A 17,854-nucleotide genomic window follows, 5' to 3' on the forward strand; every position below is an offset into this window, starting at 1 on the left:
CCACCAAAGGATTTTGATCGCGAATCCCGCACCAGCGAGAATCAGAACCAGCAGAAGAACGAGAAGCAGGGGAACCATATTTATCAACCTCCGAGCACTCATCTGCCCGACCGCCCCTCGAACATTCGCGCAAAACTTACCTGTTTCTTATCGGCGCAGGCGGGAAGACGTTCAGCCCGTTTTCAGTTCATTGCAAGGTGTGCTGCGCTGGCCCTCTTGTAGAGGTCGGGGCGCGTCACTCGTTCGTGGGTCGCTGGTCGCACCTCAAAGTCACCAAGGGTAGCGTCTCGGTTGCGATGCGGTATCGAGGGTGGTCCTGGCGGAGCGTGAGGGGCGAGCAGTGGCTCGTTGGTCTCCTTCTCGGCGCCATGCTGATCTTGCTGCTCGGCGTGTGTGATTCGGCAGGGCATCACCGGCTGACATCCACCGCGCCGACGACCTCCTCCGCGGTTCCGGCGGCTCCTGGACGTGACCTTTCCGACCAGGCTCGCGCGGCGGACCCGATGGACGGCGGCTGCCACGGAGGAAGCCGGTCCGTCGAGGAGCACACGGCGAACAAGCCCGACGGCGGCGGGGACCGCGTCGCGGACGCGGAGTCAGGATCGACGCACTGGGGGGCGCGGGAAGCGGGACTTCCCGCGCCGCGGGCCGCGACTGCCGGGCACGCCCGGCCGGATCCGAGGAGCCTGTCGTGCGTGGACCGCAGATGACCGGGCCCGCCCTGTCCTCGTCCTGACAAGGGCTGGAAGGACGGGCTCCCGTCATCCGCACATTCCACGGCGCTGTCCGGTACCCGCCTGCCCACCATGGGCGCGGGGCGGACAGGTGCGCCTGCACACAGGAAGCCCTCTTCATGAATCACCTCGCCTCACCCCTGCCTGCCCATGACCCGGGTCTGCTCTCCGCGGTGGGCTCGACGCCGATGCTGTTCGTCGACGAGCCCTTCGCCCGTGCCCCGCAGGGCTTCTGGGCCAAGCTCGAAGGCTTCAACCCGGGCGGAATCAAGGACCGCGCCGCCCTGCACATGGTCGCCAGGGCCCGCGAACGCGGCGCACTGCTCCCCGGCGCCCCGATCGTGGAGTCGACCTCCGGCACGCTCGGCCTCGGTCTCGCCCTCGCCGGCGTCGTCTACGGCCACCCCGTCCACGTGGTGACCGATCCGGGCATGGAACCGATCATGGACAAGCTGCTCGCCGCGCACGGCGCGCACGTCCATCTCGTTCCCGAGCCGCACCCCACGGGCGGCTGGCAGCAGGCTCGCCTCGACAAGGTCGCCGAACTCCTCGCGGAGAACCCGGCCGCCTGGTGCCCTGACCAGTACAACAACCCCGACAACATCGAGGCGTACGCCCCTCTCGCCGCCGAACTGGCAGAGCGGCTCGACCCCATCGACATCCTGGTCTGCGCGGTCGGCACCGGCGGCCATTCGGCCGGCATCGCACGTGCCCTGCGGCCGCGCATGCCGGGACTGCGGCTCGTCGGCGTCGACACGATCGGCTCCACCATCTTCGGCCAGCCCGCCCGCCCCCGGCTCATGCGCGGCCTGGGTTCCTCCATCCACCCCGGCAACGTCGACTACCCGGCGTTCAGTGAAGTCCACTGGGTCGCCCCGGGCGAGGCCGTCTGGGCGGCCCGCGCCCTCGCCTCCCGCCACTACGCCACCGGCGGCTGGAGCGTCGGCGCCGTCGCCCTGGTCGCGGGCTGGCTCGCCCGCACGAGCCCGAAGGGGACCCGGATCGTCGCGGTGTTTCCCGACGGCCCGCACCGCTACTTCGACACCGTCTTCAACGACGACCACTGCGCAGCCAACAACCTCCTGGGCATCCGGCCGGCCGAGGAGCCGGACCTGCTGGAGGATCCCGGCGAGCGGGAAGTCACCTCCTGGACGCGCTGCCCGCGCGTCCTCGACCCGCTGGATCGCGATGCCGCCCCGGCCGCCGCGCCCGGTACCGGTGTCGGCCGATGACCGGTCTGTGGCGCCAGGCCCGCTCCTTCGACACCGCGGTGCAGCTGCTCCTGATCAACCAGCTCACCATCAACCTCGGCTTCTACATGCTGATGCCCTACCTCGCAGCCCACCTCTCCAGCTCCCTCGCCCTGTCGGCCTGGGCGGTCGGACTGGTCCTCGGCGTCCGCAACCTCTCCCAGCAGGGCATGTTCCTCATCGGTGGCGCCTTCGCCGACCGGCTGGGCTACAAACCGCTGATCGTCGCCGGTTGCGCGCTGCGCACGGCCGGATTCACCGCCCTGGCCTTCGCGGACTCGCTGGCCACTCTGATCGCCGCCTCCGCGGCCACGGGGCTGGCCGGCGCGCTGTTCAACCCCGCGGTGCGGGCCTACCTTGCGGCGGAAGCCGGTGAGCGGCGGGTGGAGGCGTTCGCGCTGTTCAACGTCTTCTACCAGTCCGGCATCCTGCTCGGTCCGCTGCTCGGGATGGCTCTGCTCACCGTGTCGTTTCCCGCGACGTGCCTGGTGGCGGCCGCCCTGTTCGCCGGCCTGACCATTCTGCAGACCCGCCGTCTGCCCCAGCGCAGCGGTGGGCCTGCGGGCGAACCCGTATCGCTGCGCACGCAGGCGGCAGCGGTGCTCGGCAACAGGCCCTTCTGGCTGTTCGCGGCCGCGATGACCGGCTCCTACGTCCTGTCCTTCCAGATCTACCTCGCCCTCCCCCTGGAGACACGGCGCCTGACAGGACAGGGCCCGGCCGCCACGATCGCCACGAGCGCGCTGTTCGTCGTGTCCGGGCTGGTCGCTCTGCTGGGACAGCTGCGCATCACGGCCTGGTGCAAACGCACCTGGTCGTCGCCGCAATGCCTGATGGCGGGCCTGTTCCTGATGGGGGCGGCGTTCCTGCCACCGCTATGGAGCTCCTCCTGGTCGCCCGCGGCGGGTCGGGCGGCCCAGGTTCTCGCGGTGCTGCCCCTGCTGGCCTGCGCGGCGGGCCTGGCTCTGGCGACGGCGGTGCTGTACCCGTTCGAGATGGACACCATCGTCGTGCTGGCCCGCGACCGGTGGGTGGCCACGCACTACGGCCTCTACAACACCGTGTGCGGGATCGGCATCACCCTGGGGAATCTCGCCACCGGCGCGGTCCTGGACGCCTCACGGTCCGCGGAGATCGCCTTCGCCCCGTGGGCGCTGCTCGCCGCGGTCGGCGCGGCGTGTGCCGCGGCGGTCGCCGCCCTGGCCCGAGGCGGGCATCTGCACGCACCGGCGAAGGAGACGGTGGCCGCATAGCGGTAAGAGGGGCCGGGCGCGCTCGGCGGCGCGCCCAGCCCCCTTGCTCTACCTGCTCAGCCGGTGTTGCTGCTGCGGCGCTTGAACCACAGCGCGGCGCCGGCACCCATGACGACCACGGCAACGACCATGCCGATGATCACCCCCGTGCTGGGCGGCGTCCGACCGTCGGGGCGCACCGCCGCCGGGATCGCGGCCGGGACCGTGATCAGCCTGGCCCACGGCACCGGTTCCTCCGACGCCGCTTGAGGTTCTGGCCGACGAGGGTGGTGCCGGATTCGATGATCCGGCCGGGGCGGATGCCCAGCGCGTCGATGCTGGAGGTGATCCGGGTGCCGAGGTCGTCGGCGCGGGTGGTGTGCGCGCCGGTCTTGGCGGTGGTGGCCGAGTCCAGGCAGCCGTTCTGCCAGGAACGGCTGGTGACGGCGGCGAGGGCGTGAGTACCCCAGGGCCTCGTACCGGGCCTGGCTCGCCGCGAACCCCGCTCTGGACCCGCTGACCCCAGGTGACCGGCAAGGCCCGGTCAGTTGACTGGGCCTTGCTGCGCTCTCCCGGTTTCGTGCCAGTGGGGTGAGCGCCGGTGGCGAGCCTACGCAGCGGCCTCCGGTGTCAGGGCCTTGCCGTGGGGACCTCCGGTGCGAGCGAGTTGCCCGCAGGGATCCGGCCGCAGTCGGACGGGGGCGTCTTGCCCGCGAACCTGTCGCCCAGCCAGCCGAGGGCGGCGGGTGCCCACGGAACGGCGGCGCCGACATGGCTGAGCAGCTCGTGCTGCTGGTACTTGATCGCGGTGTTGCCCTTGTCGCAGTACTGCCGGACCAGCGCGCGCACGTCTCCGGCGACCATGACCCCGTCACCCGTGCCGATGCCCGGGAGGTTGCTGAGGGTGCCCTCCAGGACGCCTCCGTCGCCCTGGACGATGAACCCGGGAGTGCTGGGGGTGGGGGCCGAGCCGAGGTTGAGCTTGTTGACCGCCTCGACGAAGGGGGGAACCGAATTCGGGTTCGCGTACTCAGGCTTGACCATCTTCTTCCAGGTCAGTCCCGGGTACTGGCCCAGCGCGTTGACGATCGACCCGCGTTCGAGCTGCTTGAAGACCCGTCGACCGTAGTCGTTGAGGTAGGGCGCGAAGTCGATGTCGTAGGAACGCGCGGCCCCGATGACGGCCATGGGTGCGACGCCGGCCCAGATGGAACTGCCGCTGACGTACTTGAGGTTGTGCGCCGGATCGACGAGCAGACCGCCTTCCGCGTATCCGACCAGCCTCCTGTCGACGTCCGGCGCGTACCCCGGGGCGAGTGCGGCCGCCCAGTGGGTGGCGATGGCTCCGCCCGAGTAACCGGCCAGGCCGATGCGGGTGTTGGAGTTCAGGCCGGTCTGCGGGGACTGGCTCGCGGCTCGGATCGAGTCCAGCGTGTTCGTTCCGTACTCCGGGCCGGCCGCGAAGTCGGCGTTCTGGCCCTCGCTGTCCGGGATGATCACGTTGTAGCCCGAGAGCAGGAGCGGCACCAGGAGGAGGGACTCGCCGTTCGCGATCAGGCCGCCGAGCGAGACGTCGCCCGCGATGGCCCGGGAGGGGGAGTCCGCGGGGTTGAGGGAGTCGTAGAACGACTGGTACGAGACGGCCTTGCTGCCGTCTCCGTTGGGGCTGCGCACGATCGACGTGACCCCGGCGGACGGGCGGCCCTGCGCGTCGACGGTGCGGAACAGCAGCTGGATCGCGGTGACCGGCGTCGGGATGCCGAGGACGTGGTACTGCAGCGTCCGGGTCTTGAGGACGGCGCCCGGTGCGTACGAGGACAAGGGGGTGCTGCCGTCGTACGCGTAGAACGAGTCGCCCGCCGCGACCGTCGACGAGGCGGACGGAGCGGCCGCGGCCGCCGGAGCGGCGGTGACGGCCAGAGCGGTGGCAACTGCCGCTGCCAGCTTCCCCATGGCGATGCGGTGCATGGTTCCCTCGGATTCGTCTCGTGGATCACCGGGACAGTCGTCGTGCGTTACCGGTGGTAACAGCGCTGCAAGTTACCAGCAGGTAAACGGCTTGAACAGGCCTGCGGCACGGTTCGGCGCCACCGAGTTCGACAAGGCCGCGAGGCCTCCGTCCGGGCGATGTCGGTCACGTGAATCCGGGACCGCAAAGAGGCGACTTCACCCCAATCCGCACTTTTCCTAGGCTGAAGGGGCAATCAAGCGGAGCATGCGCCGCGTACCAGGCACCGGTGCGGCGTCGAGGGAGTTGTCTTGGCCAGTCACGTTCCGATCGAATGCCCTGCGGAGCCGTCGTTCAGCGCGTTCCGCGCATCGGCAGCCCAGCAGCGCATGTACTTCCTCCAGCAGATGGAGGAGGGCCGACCGACGTACCACATGCCGGTCTTCTACGGCCTGGAAGGGCCCGTGGACGAGACCGCGCTCCGCAGCTGCGCGCAGGAACTGATCGACCGGCACGAGGCGCTGCGCACCCGCTTCGTCCTGCGGGACGGCGAGCTGTGGCAGCACATCGACACCGGGGCCGAGCTCGCCTGGTCCACCGCCACCGCCGCCGGGGACAGGGGCGTCGAGGAGTGGACGGCCGCCGAACACCACCGGCCCTTCGACCTGGAGGCCGGACCGCTCTTCCGTGCGGCCCTGCTGCACACCCCCGACGGCGCCGTCCTCGCGCTCGGCCTGCACCACATCGTTGCCGACGGCTGGTCCGTCGGGATCCTCGCCCGTGAGCTCCTCGCCGCGTACGCCCGGTGCGCCGACGGTCCGCGGCCGGAACCGGCCGAGGAGGGCCCGGAGTACCAGTACGCCGATTTCTCCGAATGGCAGGAGGAGTGGCTCGGGGGCGAGGCCGCCCGGCGCCAGCTCGCGTACTGGGAGCGGCAGTTGGGCGACGAGCTACCCAATGCGCCGCTGCCCCGGGACGGCCGCCCCGGTACCGGAGCGGCCCGCGGCGCGGCGGAGCTGCACTCCTTCGACGTACCGGCCCCGGTGCTCGCCCGGATGGAGCGCCTGTGCCGCGACACGCACAGCACCCCCTACATGCTGATGCTGGCGGCCTTCCAGATCGTGCTGGGCCGGTACACGGGCACCGACGACGTACTCGTGGGGACCCCGGTGGCGGGCCGCAACCGCAAGGAGTTCCACGACACCGTCGGCCTGTTCGTCAACACGATGGTGATCCGCGCGGACTTGTCCGACAACCCCGCGTTCCGGATCCACCTGGAACGCGTACGGAACACCGTGCTCGACGCCCAGGACCACCAGGACCTTCCCTTCGAGCGGATCGTCGACCGGATCGCCCCGGGCCGTACCGGGGAGGACGCGCCGCTGTTCCACGTCATGTTCGGCCTGCACGACGAGGACGGCATGACCGGCGGCCTGCCCGGACCGAAGGCCCGGCTGCTCGAAGGGCCCGCCGGAACCGCCAAGTTCGACCTCACCTTCGACGTCGTACGCACCGGCGGGACGACGAGCTGCCGGCTGGAGTACCGCGCCGACCTGTTCGAGGCCGCCACGATCGAGCAGTTCGGCCGGCACTTCGCCCGCCTGCTCGATGCCGCCACCGACGACCCCGAACTGCCGCTCGATGCCCTGCCGATGCTGGCGGGCGACGAGCGCGGTGGCATCGGATCCCCGCTCACCGGCGATGCTCCGCAACAGCCTCACGCCGCCCTCCCGCACGCCCCGGGCGAACTCCGCTGTGTCCACGAGCTCTTCGCGGCCCACGCCGCCCGCACCCCCGAGGCCGTCGCCCTCGTCCACGAGGGCACGTCCCTCACCTACCGCGAGCTCGATGCCCGGGCCAACCGGCTCGCCCACCGGCTGCGCGCCCTGGGCGTGGGCCCCGACACCCTCGTCGGACTGTGCCTGCCCCGCTCCGCCGACCTCGTCGTCGGTCTGCTCGGCATCCTCAAGGCCGGCGGCGCCTACCTGCCGCTGGACCCCGACAACCCGCCCGAGCGGCTGCGCCACATCATCGGCGACGCCCGCCTCGCGCACGTCGTCGCCACCACCGCCACCCGGGGTCTGTGGGACGCCCCCGGCTCCGTCCCCGCCGACCCGCACGCCCCCGCCGCCGCCCTGCACACCGTCGACCTGCTCGCCGACGCCCCGCTCCTGGCCGCCCAACCGGACACCGCCCCGCAGACCGGCGTGACCCCGGACCATCTGGCCTACGTCATCTACACCTCCGGCTCCACCGGCCTGCCCAAGGGCACCCTCGTACCCCACTCCAACGTCACCCGCCTGTTCTCCGCCACCGATCACTGGTTCGGCTTCGGTCCCGAGGACGTGTGGACCCTCTTCCACTCCATCGCCTTCGACTTCTCCGTGTGGGAACTCTGGGGAGCCCTCGCCCACGGCGGCCGCCTCGTCGTGGTCCCGTACGGGACGAGCCGCTCGCCCGAGGAGTTCCACCGGCTGCTGCGCGCGGAACGCGTCACCGTGCTCAACCAGACCCCTTCCGCCTTCTACCAGTTGGCCCGCGCCGACGAGGAACACCACCGCGCCGCCGCTGCGACCGGGTCCGGGTCCGGGTCCGGGTCCGGACTGAGCCTGCGCCACGTCGTCTTCGGAGGGGAGGCCCTCGACGTCGCGGCCCTCGCCGGCTGGTTCGCCCGGCACGGCGACACCGCACCCCGCCTGGTCAACATGTACGGCATCACCGAGACCACCGTGCACGTCACCTACCGGCCGCTGACCGCCCGCGACGCCGAGGAGGGCCGCGGCAGCGTCATCGGCGTGCCCATCCCCGACCTGCGCCTGCACCTGCTCGACGCCCGCGGCCGGACCGTCCCGCGCGGAGCCGTCGGGGAGCTGTACGTCGCCGGCGCGGGCCTGGCCCGCGGCTACCTGCGCCGGCCCGAACTCACCGCCGAGCGCTTCCCCGCCGTGCCCGCCGACGGCTCCGCCGGCCGCGTCGCCGACGCCCCCACCGGACTCTCGGCCGGCGAGCGGCTGTACCGCACCGGCGACCTGGCGCGCGCCCTGGCCGACGGGGACCTGGAGTACCTCGGCCGCATCGACCACCAGGTCAAACTGCGCGGCTTCCGGATAGAACTCGGCGAGGTCGAGGCGGCCCTGGCCGCCCATCCCCTCGTCGACGCCGCGGTCGCACTCGTCGCACCGGATCCCGCGGGGACCGACGTACTCGTCGGCTACCTCGCCGTGACCGGGGCCGAGAACGGCGCCGGTCCCACCGTGGAGGAGCTGCGCGCCCACCTCGAACAGCGCCTGCCCGGCTACATGATCCCCGGCGCGTTCGTCACCCTGCCCGCCTTCCCGCTGACCGCCAACGGCAAGACCGACCGCCGCCGCCTGCCCGCCCCCGGCTCGGCCGCCCGGACCCCCACGGCTGCCTACGAAGCACCCCGCGGGCCGGTCGAGACCGCGATCACCGAGGTCTTCGCGCAGGTCCTCGGGCGCGAACGGGTGGGCGCCCTCGACAACTGGTTCGCCCTCGGCGGGGACTCCATCCGCTCCCTCCAGGTGCTCGCCAGGATCCGCGAACGCGGTCTCGACCTCACCGTCGCCGACCTCATGCGCCTCCCGTCGGCCCGCGCACTCGCCCCCGCCGTGACCCGGCGGGCACAGGCGCCCGGCGGCGGAGCCCCGTACGAGCCGTTCGCGCTGCTCACCGCCGAGGACCGCGCCGCCCTGCCCGAGGGGCTGGAGGACGCCTACCCGATGACCCGGCTCCAGGCCGGCATGCTCTACCACAGCGACCTGCCGTCGGCCGGCGGGCGCGTCTACCACAACGTGGCCTCCTACCTGGTCGAGGCGCCCTTCACCGAAGCCGCCTGGCGGACCACCATCGACGTCCTCGCCGCCCGGCACGAGATGCTGCGCACCTCCTTCGACCCGCACGGATTCACCGAACCCCTCCAGCTCGTGCACCGCGGCGCCCGCCCGGAGATCACCTTCGAGGACCTGTACGGCCTCGACCCCGAGGCGCAGGACACCGCCGTCGCCGCCCGCTACGCCGCCGAGCGCGACCGGCCGTTCGCCTGGGAGCGTCCCCCGCTCATCCGCTTCCACGTGCAGCGGCTCTCGGACACCCGGCTCCGCCTGTTCGTCGCCGAGCACCACGCCGTCCTCGACGGCTGGAGCGAACGCTCGCTCCTGACCGAACTGGCCACCTGCTACACCGAGGTGCTCGCCGCCCGCACCCCCGGGGACGGCCCCTCCCCGGACGCGGGGCCCCGCTCCCGGTTCGCCACCTTCGTCGCCCTCGAACGGGCCGCCCTGGCCGACCCCGGGCAGCGCGCGTTCTGGACCGGCAAGGCCGCCGACGCCCCCGCGACCCGGCTGGCGCGCCCGGCGGCGACCGGCGGACCCGCCCGCATGTCCTGGTACCTCGCGCCGCTCCCGCAGGGGTTGCACGCCCGGCTGACCACCCTGGCCGACGAGTGCGGCGTACCGCTGCGCACGGTCCTGCTCGCCGCCCACCTGCGGGTCATGGCCCTGCTGGGCGGCGGCGACGCGGTCACCACCGGAGTGGTCCACAACGGGCGGGCCGAGGAGGCCGACGGGGACAAGGTCGTCGGTGCCTTCCTGAACACCCTGCCGCTGAGCGTCGAGGTCACCGGGATGAACTGGCGCGGCCTCGTCGCGCACGTCGCCGAGCTGGAGGCCGAACTGCACGCGTACCGGCGCTTCCCGCTCGCCGAGATCCAGCGCCTGTCCGGGGGCGGCCCGCTGTTCGAGACCTTCTTCAACTACACCCACTTCCACGTGGAGCAGGACGGGCCCAGTGGTGGGACCTTCACCGTGCTGGAGGAGACCGGGGAGGCCGGCACGGACTTCGCCTTCGGCGCCGAGTTCTCCCGCAGCCCCGACGGCTCCCTGCTCGAACTCGGCCTGCGCTTCGATGCCGCCCAGTTCTCCGAGGAACAGATGGAGCACGCGCACTCCTCCTACCGGGCCGCCCTGCGCGATCTGTCCGAGGCCCCGGACCGCGACTGCACGGCCACCGACCTCCTCCCGGAGGCCGAGCACCGCCGCCACGCCGAGTGGAACCGGACCGCCGTCCCCTACCCGCGGCCGCACGTCCTGACCCGGCTGATCGACGAGCAGCTCGAGCGGACGCCCGACGCCCCCGCCGTCCGCTTCGAGGGCGCGGAACTGACCTACCGCGCCCTCGACACCGAGGCCGACCGGCTGTGCACGGTCCTGCGCGAACGGGGCGCCGGCCCCGGCACCTTCGTCGGCCTGCTGATGGAACGCTCCCTCGCCCTGCCCGTCGTCCTGCTCGCCGTCCTGAAGTCCGGCGCCGCCTACGTCCCGCTCGACCCGGAACACCCGGCGCCCCGTGTGCGCTCGCTGCTCGCCGAGTCGGGCATCGGCCTGGTGGTCACCGAGGGTGTGTGGGCGGACCGGCTGGTGGGTTCCGGGGTCACCGTCGTCCGGCCGCAGGACGCCCCGACGGCCGCTCCGACGGCTGTCGCGACCGGCGCTGTGGACGCCTCCGGCCCCGGCACGGGCCCCGGGCCCGCCGACCCGGCGTACATGATCTTCACCTCGGGATCCACCGGCAAGCCCAAGGGCGTCGTGGTCTCCCACCGCGCCATCGCCAACCGGCTGCTGTGGATGCAGGACGAGTACGGCCTGACACCGGGGGAGCGGGTGCTCCACAAGACGCCGTACACCTTCGACGTCTCCGTGTGGGAGCTCTTCTGGCCGTTGCTCACCGGCGCCACCCTGGTCCTCGCCCGCCCCGGCGGCCAGCGCGACCCCGGCTACCTCGCCGCCCTGATCCGCGACGAGGGCGTCAGCACGGTGCACTTCGTCCCGTCGATGCTCAGCGTCTTCCTCGACGAACCCGAGGCCGTCACCAGGGCGGCCGGCCTCACCCGGGTGGTGTGCAGCGGCGAGGCCCTCCCGTACGAGGTACAGCGCAGGTTCTTCGAGCGGCTGCCCGGCGTGGAACTGCACAACCTCTACGGGCCCACCGAGGCGGCCGTCGACGTCACGTACTGGCAGTGCCGGCCCGACGGCGGCGATACCGTGCCCATCGGCCGGCCCATCGCCAACATGCGCACGCACGTCCTCGACCGGCGCCTCGCCGAAGTCCCCCTCGGCGTCACCGGAGAACTCTTCCTCGAAGGCGTCGGCCTCGCCGACGGCTACCACGGGCGACCGGAACTGACGGCCGAGCGCTTCGTCGAGCACACCGGCCCCGACGGCGTCACCCGCCGCCTCTACCGGACCGGCGACCTGGCCCGGCACCGCCCCGACGGCGCCCTGGAGTACGCGGGCCGCACCGATCACCAGCTCAAGATCCGCGGCTTCCGCGTCGAGCCGGGGGAGATCGAAGCGGTCCTCGCCGAACACCCCGGCGTCCGCGACTGCGCCGTCCTGCCCCGCGGCGAACGCCTCGTCGGCTACTTCGTCCCCGAATCGGCCGGCCCGGGCACCGGCGCCGCACCCGACCCCGGTGAACTGGCCGCCCACGCCCGCGAACGGCTCCCCGAGTACATGGTCCCGTCCGCCTGGGTGAGCCTGGAGACCCTCCCGCTGACCGCCAACGGCAAACTGGACCGGGCCGCCCTGCCCGACCCGGACCCCGCCGACCTGCGCGGCGGCGTGGAGCCGACCCCGCCCCGCGACGCACTCGAATCACGCCTCGCCGAGATCTGGGAGCGGCTCCTGGCCGCCGGCCCGGTCGGCGTCCACGACGACTTCTTCGCGTCCGGCGGGCACTCCATCGACGCCCTGCGCCTGATCGGCCGGATCAACCAGGCCTTCGGTGAACGCCTCGGCGTCTCGACCGTCATCGAACACCCGACCGTCGCCCGGCAGGCCGCCCTGCTGCGCGGCCGCCACACCGGGGCGGCACCCGACCCGGTGGTCCGCATCCGGCCCGGGGGCACGCTCGACCCGCTCTTCCTCGTGCACCCGATCGGCGGCAACGTCTTCTGCTACCGGGACCTGGCCGCCGAACTGGACGCCGACCGGCCGGTGTTCGGCCTGACGGCGCCCGGGCTGACCGCCCCCGGCCCGGTGTCCGGGGCCACCGTCGAGGAGCTGGCCGCGGCCCACGTGGAAGCCCTGCGCCGGATCCGGCCCGAGGGCCCCTACCACCTGGCCGGCTGGTCCTTCGGCGGGCTCCTCGCCTACGAAATGGCCCTCCGGCTGCGGGCCGCCGGACAGGAGGTGGCGACCCTCGCCCTGCTGGACACCGGCTACCCGGAGCCCGCCCACGTACCCGCGGACGAGAACGACCTGCTGGAGTGGTTCCACGAGGACCTGGCCCGCTCCGCCGGCTTCGACCCGTCCGACGAGGGCGTGTCGGCCCTGCGCGGCGCGCTGCGGAGCGTCACCGGCACCACGGCCCGGCTCGCCGTCCTCGCCGAACACGTGGAACGCGAGGGTTTCGCCCCCGGACTGGACCCGCGGGACCTCGCCCGGCACTACACGGTGTTCCGTACGGGGATCCGCGCCGCTGCCGCGTACGAGCCGCCGGCCGCCCCTTGCCCGGTCCTGTTCCTCCAGACCGGCACCGGGGCCCGCGAGCACGCCGCTGACCGGTGGGCGGGGAAGGCCGTGGCCGGCTTCACCCGCCACGACATCGCCACCGACCACTACGGGCTGATGCGGCCGCCCCACAGCAGGCGGGCCGCAGTCCTGCTGAGCACCGCCCTCGCCGCGGCCGACCACCGCTGAACCGGGGCCCGTAGGGTCACCGGCTCCACCCGCCCCGCCCCAGACCGTGCCACGCCCTCGCGCGCCGCGCGCCGACGAGGCATGCACCGACGCGCCTCGCGCCCTGCGCCCCGCACCAGAACAGGAACGGAAACACCACGTGACGAGCGATACCCCGGGGCCCGCCGCCCCCGAACTGAGCGGCCGCATCCGCGGCGGCCCCGCGGAACTCCTCCACGACGAAGTGCTCGCCCCGCAGTTCGCGTTCGAGTCCCGCCACCTGCTGCGCCACTACGTCGCCATCGAGAAGACCCTGGCCGCCGAGTACGTCCGCATGGACCTGATCACCGCCGAGGAGGCCCGCCGGATCGCCGCCCTGCTCGACTCCGTCGGCCCCGACACCCTCAGCGCGCTGCCCGGCGCCAACATGTCGGACATCGCCTTCGCCCTCGAACGGCACGTCGAGGCGGGCCTGCCCCGTCCGGTCGTCGCCTGGCACGCCGACCGCAGCCGCAACGACCTCCAGGCCTGCGCCCAGGTGATGTACGGACGCGACCAGCTCACCCGGTTCGCCGCGGCGCTCCGCGAACTCGGCTCCGTCGTGCACCGGTTGGCCGAGAAGACCTGCGACCTGCCCATGCCGGGCTACACCCACTTCCAGGCCGCCCAGATCATCACCCCCGGCTTCCACCTCGCCGCGCTCTCCGAGCACCTGCTGCACACCCAGGCCCGGCTGCTGAACGCCTACGACGGCATCGACGCCTCCCCGCTGGGCGCCGGCGCCATGGCCGGGCAGGAACTGCCCTGGGACCGCGACCGGATGGCCCGGCTGCTCGGCTTCTCCCGGCCGCAGCCCCACGCCCTGACCGCGGTCGCCTCGCGCCGCTGGAGCGCCGAACTGACCGCGGAGCTCAGCCTCCTGGGAAGCGCCCTGAGCCGATTCACCACCGACCTGCTCACGTGGGGCGGCAGTGAGTACGGCTTCATCGAACTGCCCGACGAACTGTCCGGCATCTCCTCCGCCATGCCGCAGAAGAAGAACTACCCCGTCCTGGAGCGGATCCGCGGACGCACCGCCCACCTGACCGCCTTCCACTTCGACGTGCTCCTGGGTCAGCGCAACACCCCCTTCTGCAACCTCGTCGAGGTCTCCAAGGAGGCCGGCACCCACCTGCTGAACGCCTTCGACTCGGCCCACGGCACCGTCCGCCTCCTCACCGAGGTACTGCGCCGGCTCACCTTCCGCGCCGACCGCATGCGCCAGGTGTGCGCAGCTGAGTTCCTCGGCGGCTTCAGCCTCGCCAACGCCCTCTGCCTCACCGAGGGGGTGCCCTGGCGCACCGCCCAGGTCGTCGCCGGCAAGTACGTCGTGCTCGCCGCGACGGCGGGCGCCGCTCCCGCCCCGGGCGAGCCCGCCCTGCTGGCCGAGGCGGCCGCCGGACACGGCTTCACCCTCGCCGACCCCGCCCGGCTCCTCGCCGAGGCCTTCGACGTCGACCGGGGTCTGGAACGCATGGTGTCCGCCGGTTCGGCCCGCCCCGAGTCCGTCCGCGCGGTCCTGCGCACGCAGCAGGAGACGTACGACCGGCTGGCCGCCGACTGGGAACGGCGCGCCGCCGTGATCCGCGCGGGCGCCGAGGAGGGCGGCCTAGCCCTGTACGGAGCGGCCGGCACCGCCACCGCCGGCACCGAGACCGACGAGCAGGAGGACGGCGATGGCACCCGCGCCCGCGTACGACACGCGCACTGACACCGCCGGGGCGGTCTCCACCGCCCCCGCCGGAACCGGCAGCGCCTTCGGCACCTTCGGCGAACTGCTCCAGGGCGCCCTGCCCCACCCGCAGGGCGACTTCCTGGTCACCTTCCCGCTGGCACGCTGGGCCACCGCCGTGTTCCACCCCGTGCCCGGCCGGCCCGGCGTCCAGGTGCGGCCGGCGCACAAGGCCAAGTCCCGCCGGGTCGCCGAAGCCGTCCTGGCCGCCCTCGGCAGCACGGACGGCGGCCTGCTGGAGGTGGCCGGAGACCTGCCCGAGGGCAAGGGCCTCGCCAGTTCCTCCGCCGACCTCGTCGCCACCGTACGGGCCGTCGGCGCGGCCCACGGCCGCGCCTTCACCCCGGCCGAGACGGAGGACTTCCTGCGCGGCATCGAACCGGCCGACGGGGTCATGTACGACGAGATCGTCGCCTTCCACCACCGTGAGGTGCGCCTCGGCCGCCGCCTCGGCGTGCTCCCCCCGCTCACCGTCGTCGCCCACGACGAGGGCGGGCAGGTGGACACCGTCGCGCACAACCGGGTCGCCCGGGCCATCGGCTCCGCGGACCGCGAGGAGTACGCGCTCCTGCTGGACCGGCTGACCGCCGCCGTGGCCCGCGCGGACCTCCAGGAGGTCGGCGCCGTCGCCACCCGCAGCGCCGAGATGAACGCCCGCCGCCGCCGGCGCGCCGGGTTCGCGCACCTGCACGCCCTGTGCCGCGAGGTCGACGGCCTGGGACTGGTGCTCGCCCACAGCGGCACCATGCTCGGCGTCCTCCTGGAGGCGGGCGACCCGGCCCTCACCGGCAAGACCGAGCACATACGGGCCGGCTGCGCCGCCCTCGGCGGAGAGGTGTCCGTACACCGCTCCCTGGGCGGCGGCGACAGCTGGAGCCCGACGGCCCTGCCCGCCCACCCCACCGAGCTGGAGATCTGAGCATGCTGTTCGACACCGTGACGGACGCGATCGGGGCGACCCCTCTGGTCCGGCTCCGCCTGGGCGAGGCCCGCGGCGTGGAGGTCTACGCCAAGCTGGAACTGCAGAACCTCTTCGCGATGAAGGACCGCGTCGCCCGCAACATCCTGCTGGAGGCCCGGCGGCTGGGCACCCTGAAACCGGGCGACCCCGTCATCGAGAGCTCCTCGGGCACCATGGCCCTCGGCGTCGCCCTCGTCGGCCGTTCCCTGGGCCACGAGGTCCACATCGTCACCGACCCGCGCATCGACCCTGTCACCCTCGCCAAACTCCGCGCCCTGGGCTGCCGGGTGCACATCGTCGAGGCCATGACCAGCCACGGCTGGCAGAGCGCCCGACTGGAGCGGCTCGCGGAGCTGCTCGACCAACTGCCCGGCGCCTTCTGGCCGCAGCAGTACACCAACCCCGACAACCCCGGCGCCTACCGCACCCTCGCCGGGGAACTCATCGCGGACCTCGGCCGGTTCGACACCCTCGTCGGCGCCGTCGGCAGCGGCGGCTCCCTCTGCGGCACCGCCCGCGCCCTGCGCGCCACGCTGCCCGCCCTGCACGTCGTCGGCGTCGACTGCGTGGGCAGCACCCTCTTCGGCCAGCCCGACGTACCGCAGCGCCTGCAGAGCGGACTGGGCAACAGCCTGCTGCCCAAGAACCTGGACCGCACCCTCGTCGACGAGGTGCACTGGCTCAACGACCACGAGGCCTTCGCCGCCACCTGGGACCTCGCCCGCGAACAGCAGATCTTCGGCGGCAACACCTCGGGTTCCGTCTACCGGGTCCTCACCGGCCTCGCCGAGCGCGCCGAACCCGGCACCCGGATCGTCGGCATCCTGCCCGACCGCGGCGACCGCTACGCCGACACCGTCTACAACGACGAGCACTGGGACGAAAACCGGCTGCGCGAGATGCCCACCGCCACCGCACCGGCCCCCCTCGGCCCCGACGGGACCGCCCGCACCTGGTCCACCCTCGCCTACGACGCGCCCGCCGGGATCCGCAGGCACCTGCTGTTCGTGGAGTCCAACACCACCGGCACCGGCATGCTGGCGCTGGAGCGGGCCCGCGAACTGGGCACCGTACCCGTCCTGCTGACCGGCGACCCCGACCGCTACCGCGGACTCGCGGACACCGGCGCCGAGGTGCTGCGCTGCGGCACCAACTCCGACGCCGCCCTGCGCGCCGCCGTACAGGAACGCTTCCGCCGCGAGGAGATCGCCGGCGTCACCACCACCAGCGACTTCTACGTACCGGCCGCCGCCCGGACCGCCCAGTGGCTCGGCCTGCCCGGCAACCCGCCCGAGGCGGTGGCCCTCTGCCGCGACAAGTCGGCCCTGCGCGAGAGGCTGCGGACCGCGGACGTCCGCCAGCCCCGCTACGCCTTGGTCCGCGAGCCGGACGGGGCCGCGGCCGCCATCGCCCGGACCGGACTGCCCTGCGTGGTCAAGCCGGCCGACGACTCGGGCTCCACGAACGTCCTGCTCTGCGCCGACGAGGACGAGGCCCGCGCCCAGATCGAGCGGATCCTCGCGATCGGCACCAACGTACGGGGCATGCCCACCGCCCGCACCGTCCTCGTCGAGGAGTACCTCGACGCGCCCGAGTACAGCGTCGAGATGTTCAGCCGGGACGGACGGGCCGAGTGCGTGGGCATCACCGCCAAGTCGGTGACCGCGACCCCCTACTTCGTCGAGCACCGCCACCTCTTCCCCGCCCCACTGCCCGCCACCACCGCACAGGCGATCACCGAGACGGTGACGGCCGCCCTGGACGCGGCCGGGATCCGGCTGGGAGCCACCCACACCGAGGTCAAACTGACCGTTGACGGACCGGCTCTCATCGAGATCAACCCGCGCCCGGCCGGAGGCATGATCCCCGAACTGATCCGGCTCGCCACCGGGGTCGACCTCCTCGGCGAGCAGCTCCGCGCCGCACTCGGCCTGCCCCCGCACCTGAAGTCCGAGGACGCCGGCCACGCCGGCATCCAGTTCCTCCTCGCCGACACCGACGGCACCCTCACCGCCGCCCACGGCACCCGGGCCGCCGAAGCCGTCGACGGGGTCGAGTCGGTGCTGGTCACCGCCGCCCCCGGCACGCCCGTGCGCAGCCCCCGCAGTGCCTCCGACCGGCTCGGGCACGTGATCGCCCGCCACCGGCAGCCCGAAGGCGTGCACGCGGCCCTCGACGCGGCCCGCGCTCTGATCCGCCTCGACATCGAGGCCGCGCCCCGCTCCTGATCCACCCACCACCACCCGTCGCACGAGGCGCCG

General features: G+C 73.0%; 8 protein-coding genes and 1 pseudogene. 6 read left to right on the forward strand and 3 right to left on the reverse strand.

The window, feature by feature from the left end; translation table 11 throughout:
* Positions 1-102, reverse strand: a pseudogene (locus ACFWNV_RS05085) (hydrophobic protein); the annotation flags it as partial.
* 751 nt (positions 103-853) lie between these two features.
* On the opposite strand from ACFWNV_RS05085, the gene ACFWNV_RS05090 reads away from it, so the two are divergent.
* On the forward strand, positions 854-1,966 hold the full coding sequence (locus tag ACFWNV_RS05090; protein WP_383940665.1) for a PLP-dependent cysteine synthase family protein: 1,113 nt from the start codon (positions 854-856) through the stop codon (positions 1,964-1,966).
* Entirely contained in the window at positions 1,963-3,237 is a 1,275-nt protein-coding gene (locus ACFWNV_RS05095; protein WP_383940667.1) for an MFS transporter, read from the forward strand. The genes ACFWNV_RS05090 and ACFWNV_RS05095 overlap by 4 nt, the downstream gene beginning before the upstream one ends.
* 56 nt (positions 3,238-3,293) lie before the next feature.
* Here the strand turns inward: ACFWNV_RS05095 and ACFWNV_RS05100 are convergent, their stop codons facing one another.
* Together ACFWNV_RS05100 and ACFWNV_RS05105 are read right to left on the reverse strand one after the other, a co-directional pair.
* Complete coding sequence (locus tag ACFWNV_RS05100) at positions 3,294-3,464, reverse strand: hypothetical protein (RefSeq protein WP_383940670.1); 171 nt, start codon at positions 3,462-3,464, stop codon at positions 3,294-3,296.
* 382 nt (positions 3,465-3,846) lie between these two features.
* A complete protein-coding gene (locus ACFWNV_RS05105; RefSeq protein ID WP_383940673.1) occupies positions 3,847-5,184 on the reverse strand; it encodes a lipase family protein in 1,338 nt (445 codons plus the stop codon).
* Positions 5,185-5,475: 291 nt separating this feature from the next.
* Here ACFWNV_RS05105 and ACFWNV_RS05110 point away from each other — a divergent pair, with 291 nt between their 5' ends.
* The 4 genes from ACFWNV_RS05110 (at position 5,476) to ACFWNV_RS05125 (ending at position 17,821) form a co-directional block, all read left to right on the forward strand.
* A complete protein-coding gene (locus tag ACFWNV_RS05110; protein WP_383940676.1) occupies positions 5,476-12,882 on the forward strand; it encodes an amino acid adenylation domain-containing protein in 7,407 nt (2,468 codons plus the stop codon).
* Positions 12,883-13,021: 139 nt separating this feature from the next.
* A complete protein-coding gene (locus ACFWNV_RS05115) occupies positions 13,022-14,611 on the forward strand; it encodes an argininosuccinate lyase (RefSeq protein WP_383940679.1) in 1,590 nt (529 codons plus the stop codon).
* A complete protein-coding gene (locus tag ACFWNV_RS05120; RefSeq protein WP_383940682.1) occupies positions 14,577-15,551 on the forward strand; it encodes a kinase in 975 nt (324 codons plus the stop codon). Before ACFWNV_RS05115 ends, ACFWNV_RS05120 begins: the two co-directional genes overlap by 35 nt.
* A gap of 2 nt (positions 15,552-15,553) precedes the next feature.
* Positions 15,554-17,821: a pyridoxal-phosphate dependent enzyme gene (locus ACFWNV_RS05125; RefSeq protein ID WP_383940684.1), complete on the forward strand. Its 2,268-nt coding sequence runs from the start codon at positions 15,554-15,556 to the stop codon at positions 17,819-17,821.
* The last annotated feature ends 33 nt before the right edge of the window (positions 17,822-17,854 follow it).

Origin of the sequence: Streptomyces sp. NPDC058401, from assembly GCF_042722885.1 — a bacterium.
In the GTDB taxonomy this organism is placed as follows: Bacteria; Actinomycetota; Actinomycetes; order Streptomycetales; family Streptomycetaceae; genus Streptomyces.

What these genes read in the sequence shown, in the direction of transcription:
- ACFWNV_RS05090 (WP_383940665.1), top strand. Translation starts at nt 854, where the DNA reads ATGAATCACCTCGCCTCACCCCTGCCTGCCCATGACCCGGGTCTGCTC.
- ACFWNV_RS05105 (WP_383940673.1), bottom strand. Translation starts at nt 5,184, where the DNA reads ATGCACCGCATCGCCATGGGGAAGCTGGCAGCGGCAGTTGCCACCGCT.
- ACFWNV_RS05120 (WP_383940682.1), top strand. Translation starts at nt 14,577, where the DNA reads ATGGCACCCGCGCCCGCGTACGACACGCGCACTGACACCGCCGGGGCG.
- ACFWNV_RS05095 (WP_383940667.1), top strand. Translation starts at nt 1,963, where the DNA reads ATGACCGGTCTGTGGCGCCAGGCCCGCTCCTTCGACACCGCGGTGCAG.
- ACFWNV_RS05125 (WP_383940684.1), top strand. Translation starts at nt 15,554, where the DNA reads ATGCTGTTCGACACCGTGACGGACGCGATCGGGGCGACCCCTCTGGTC.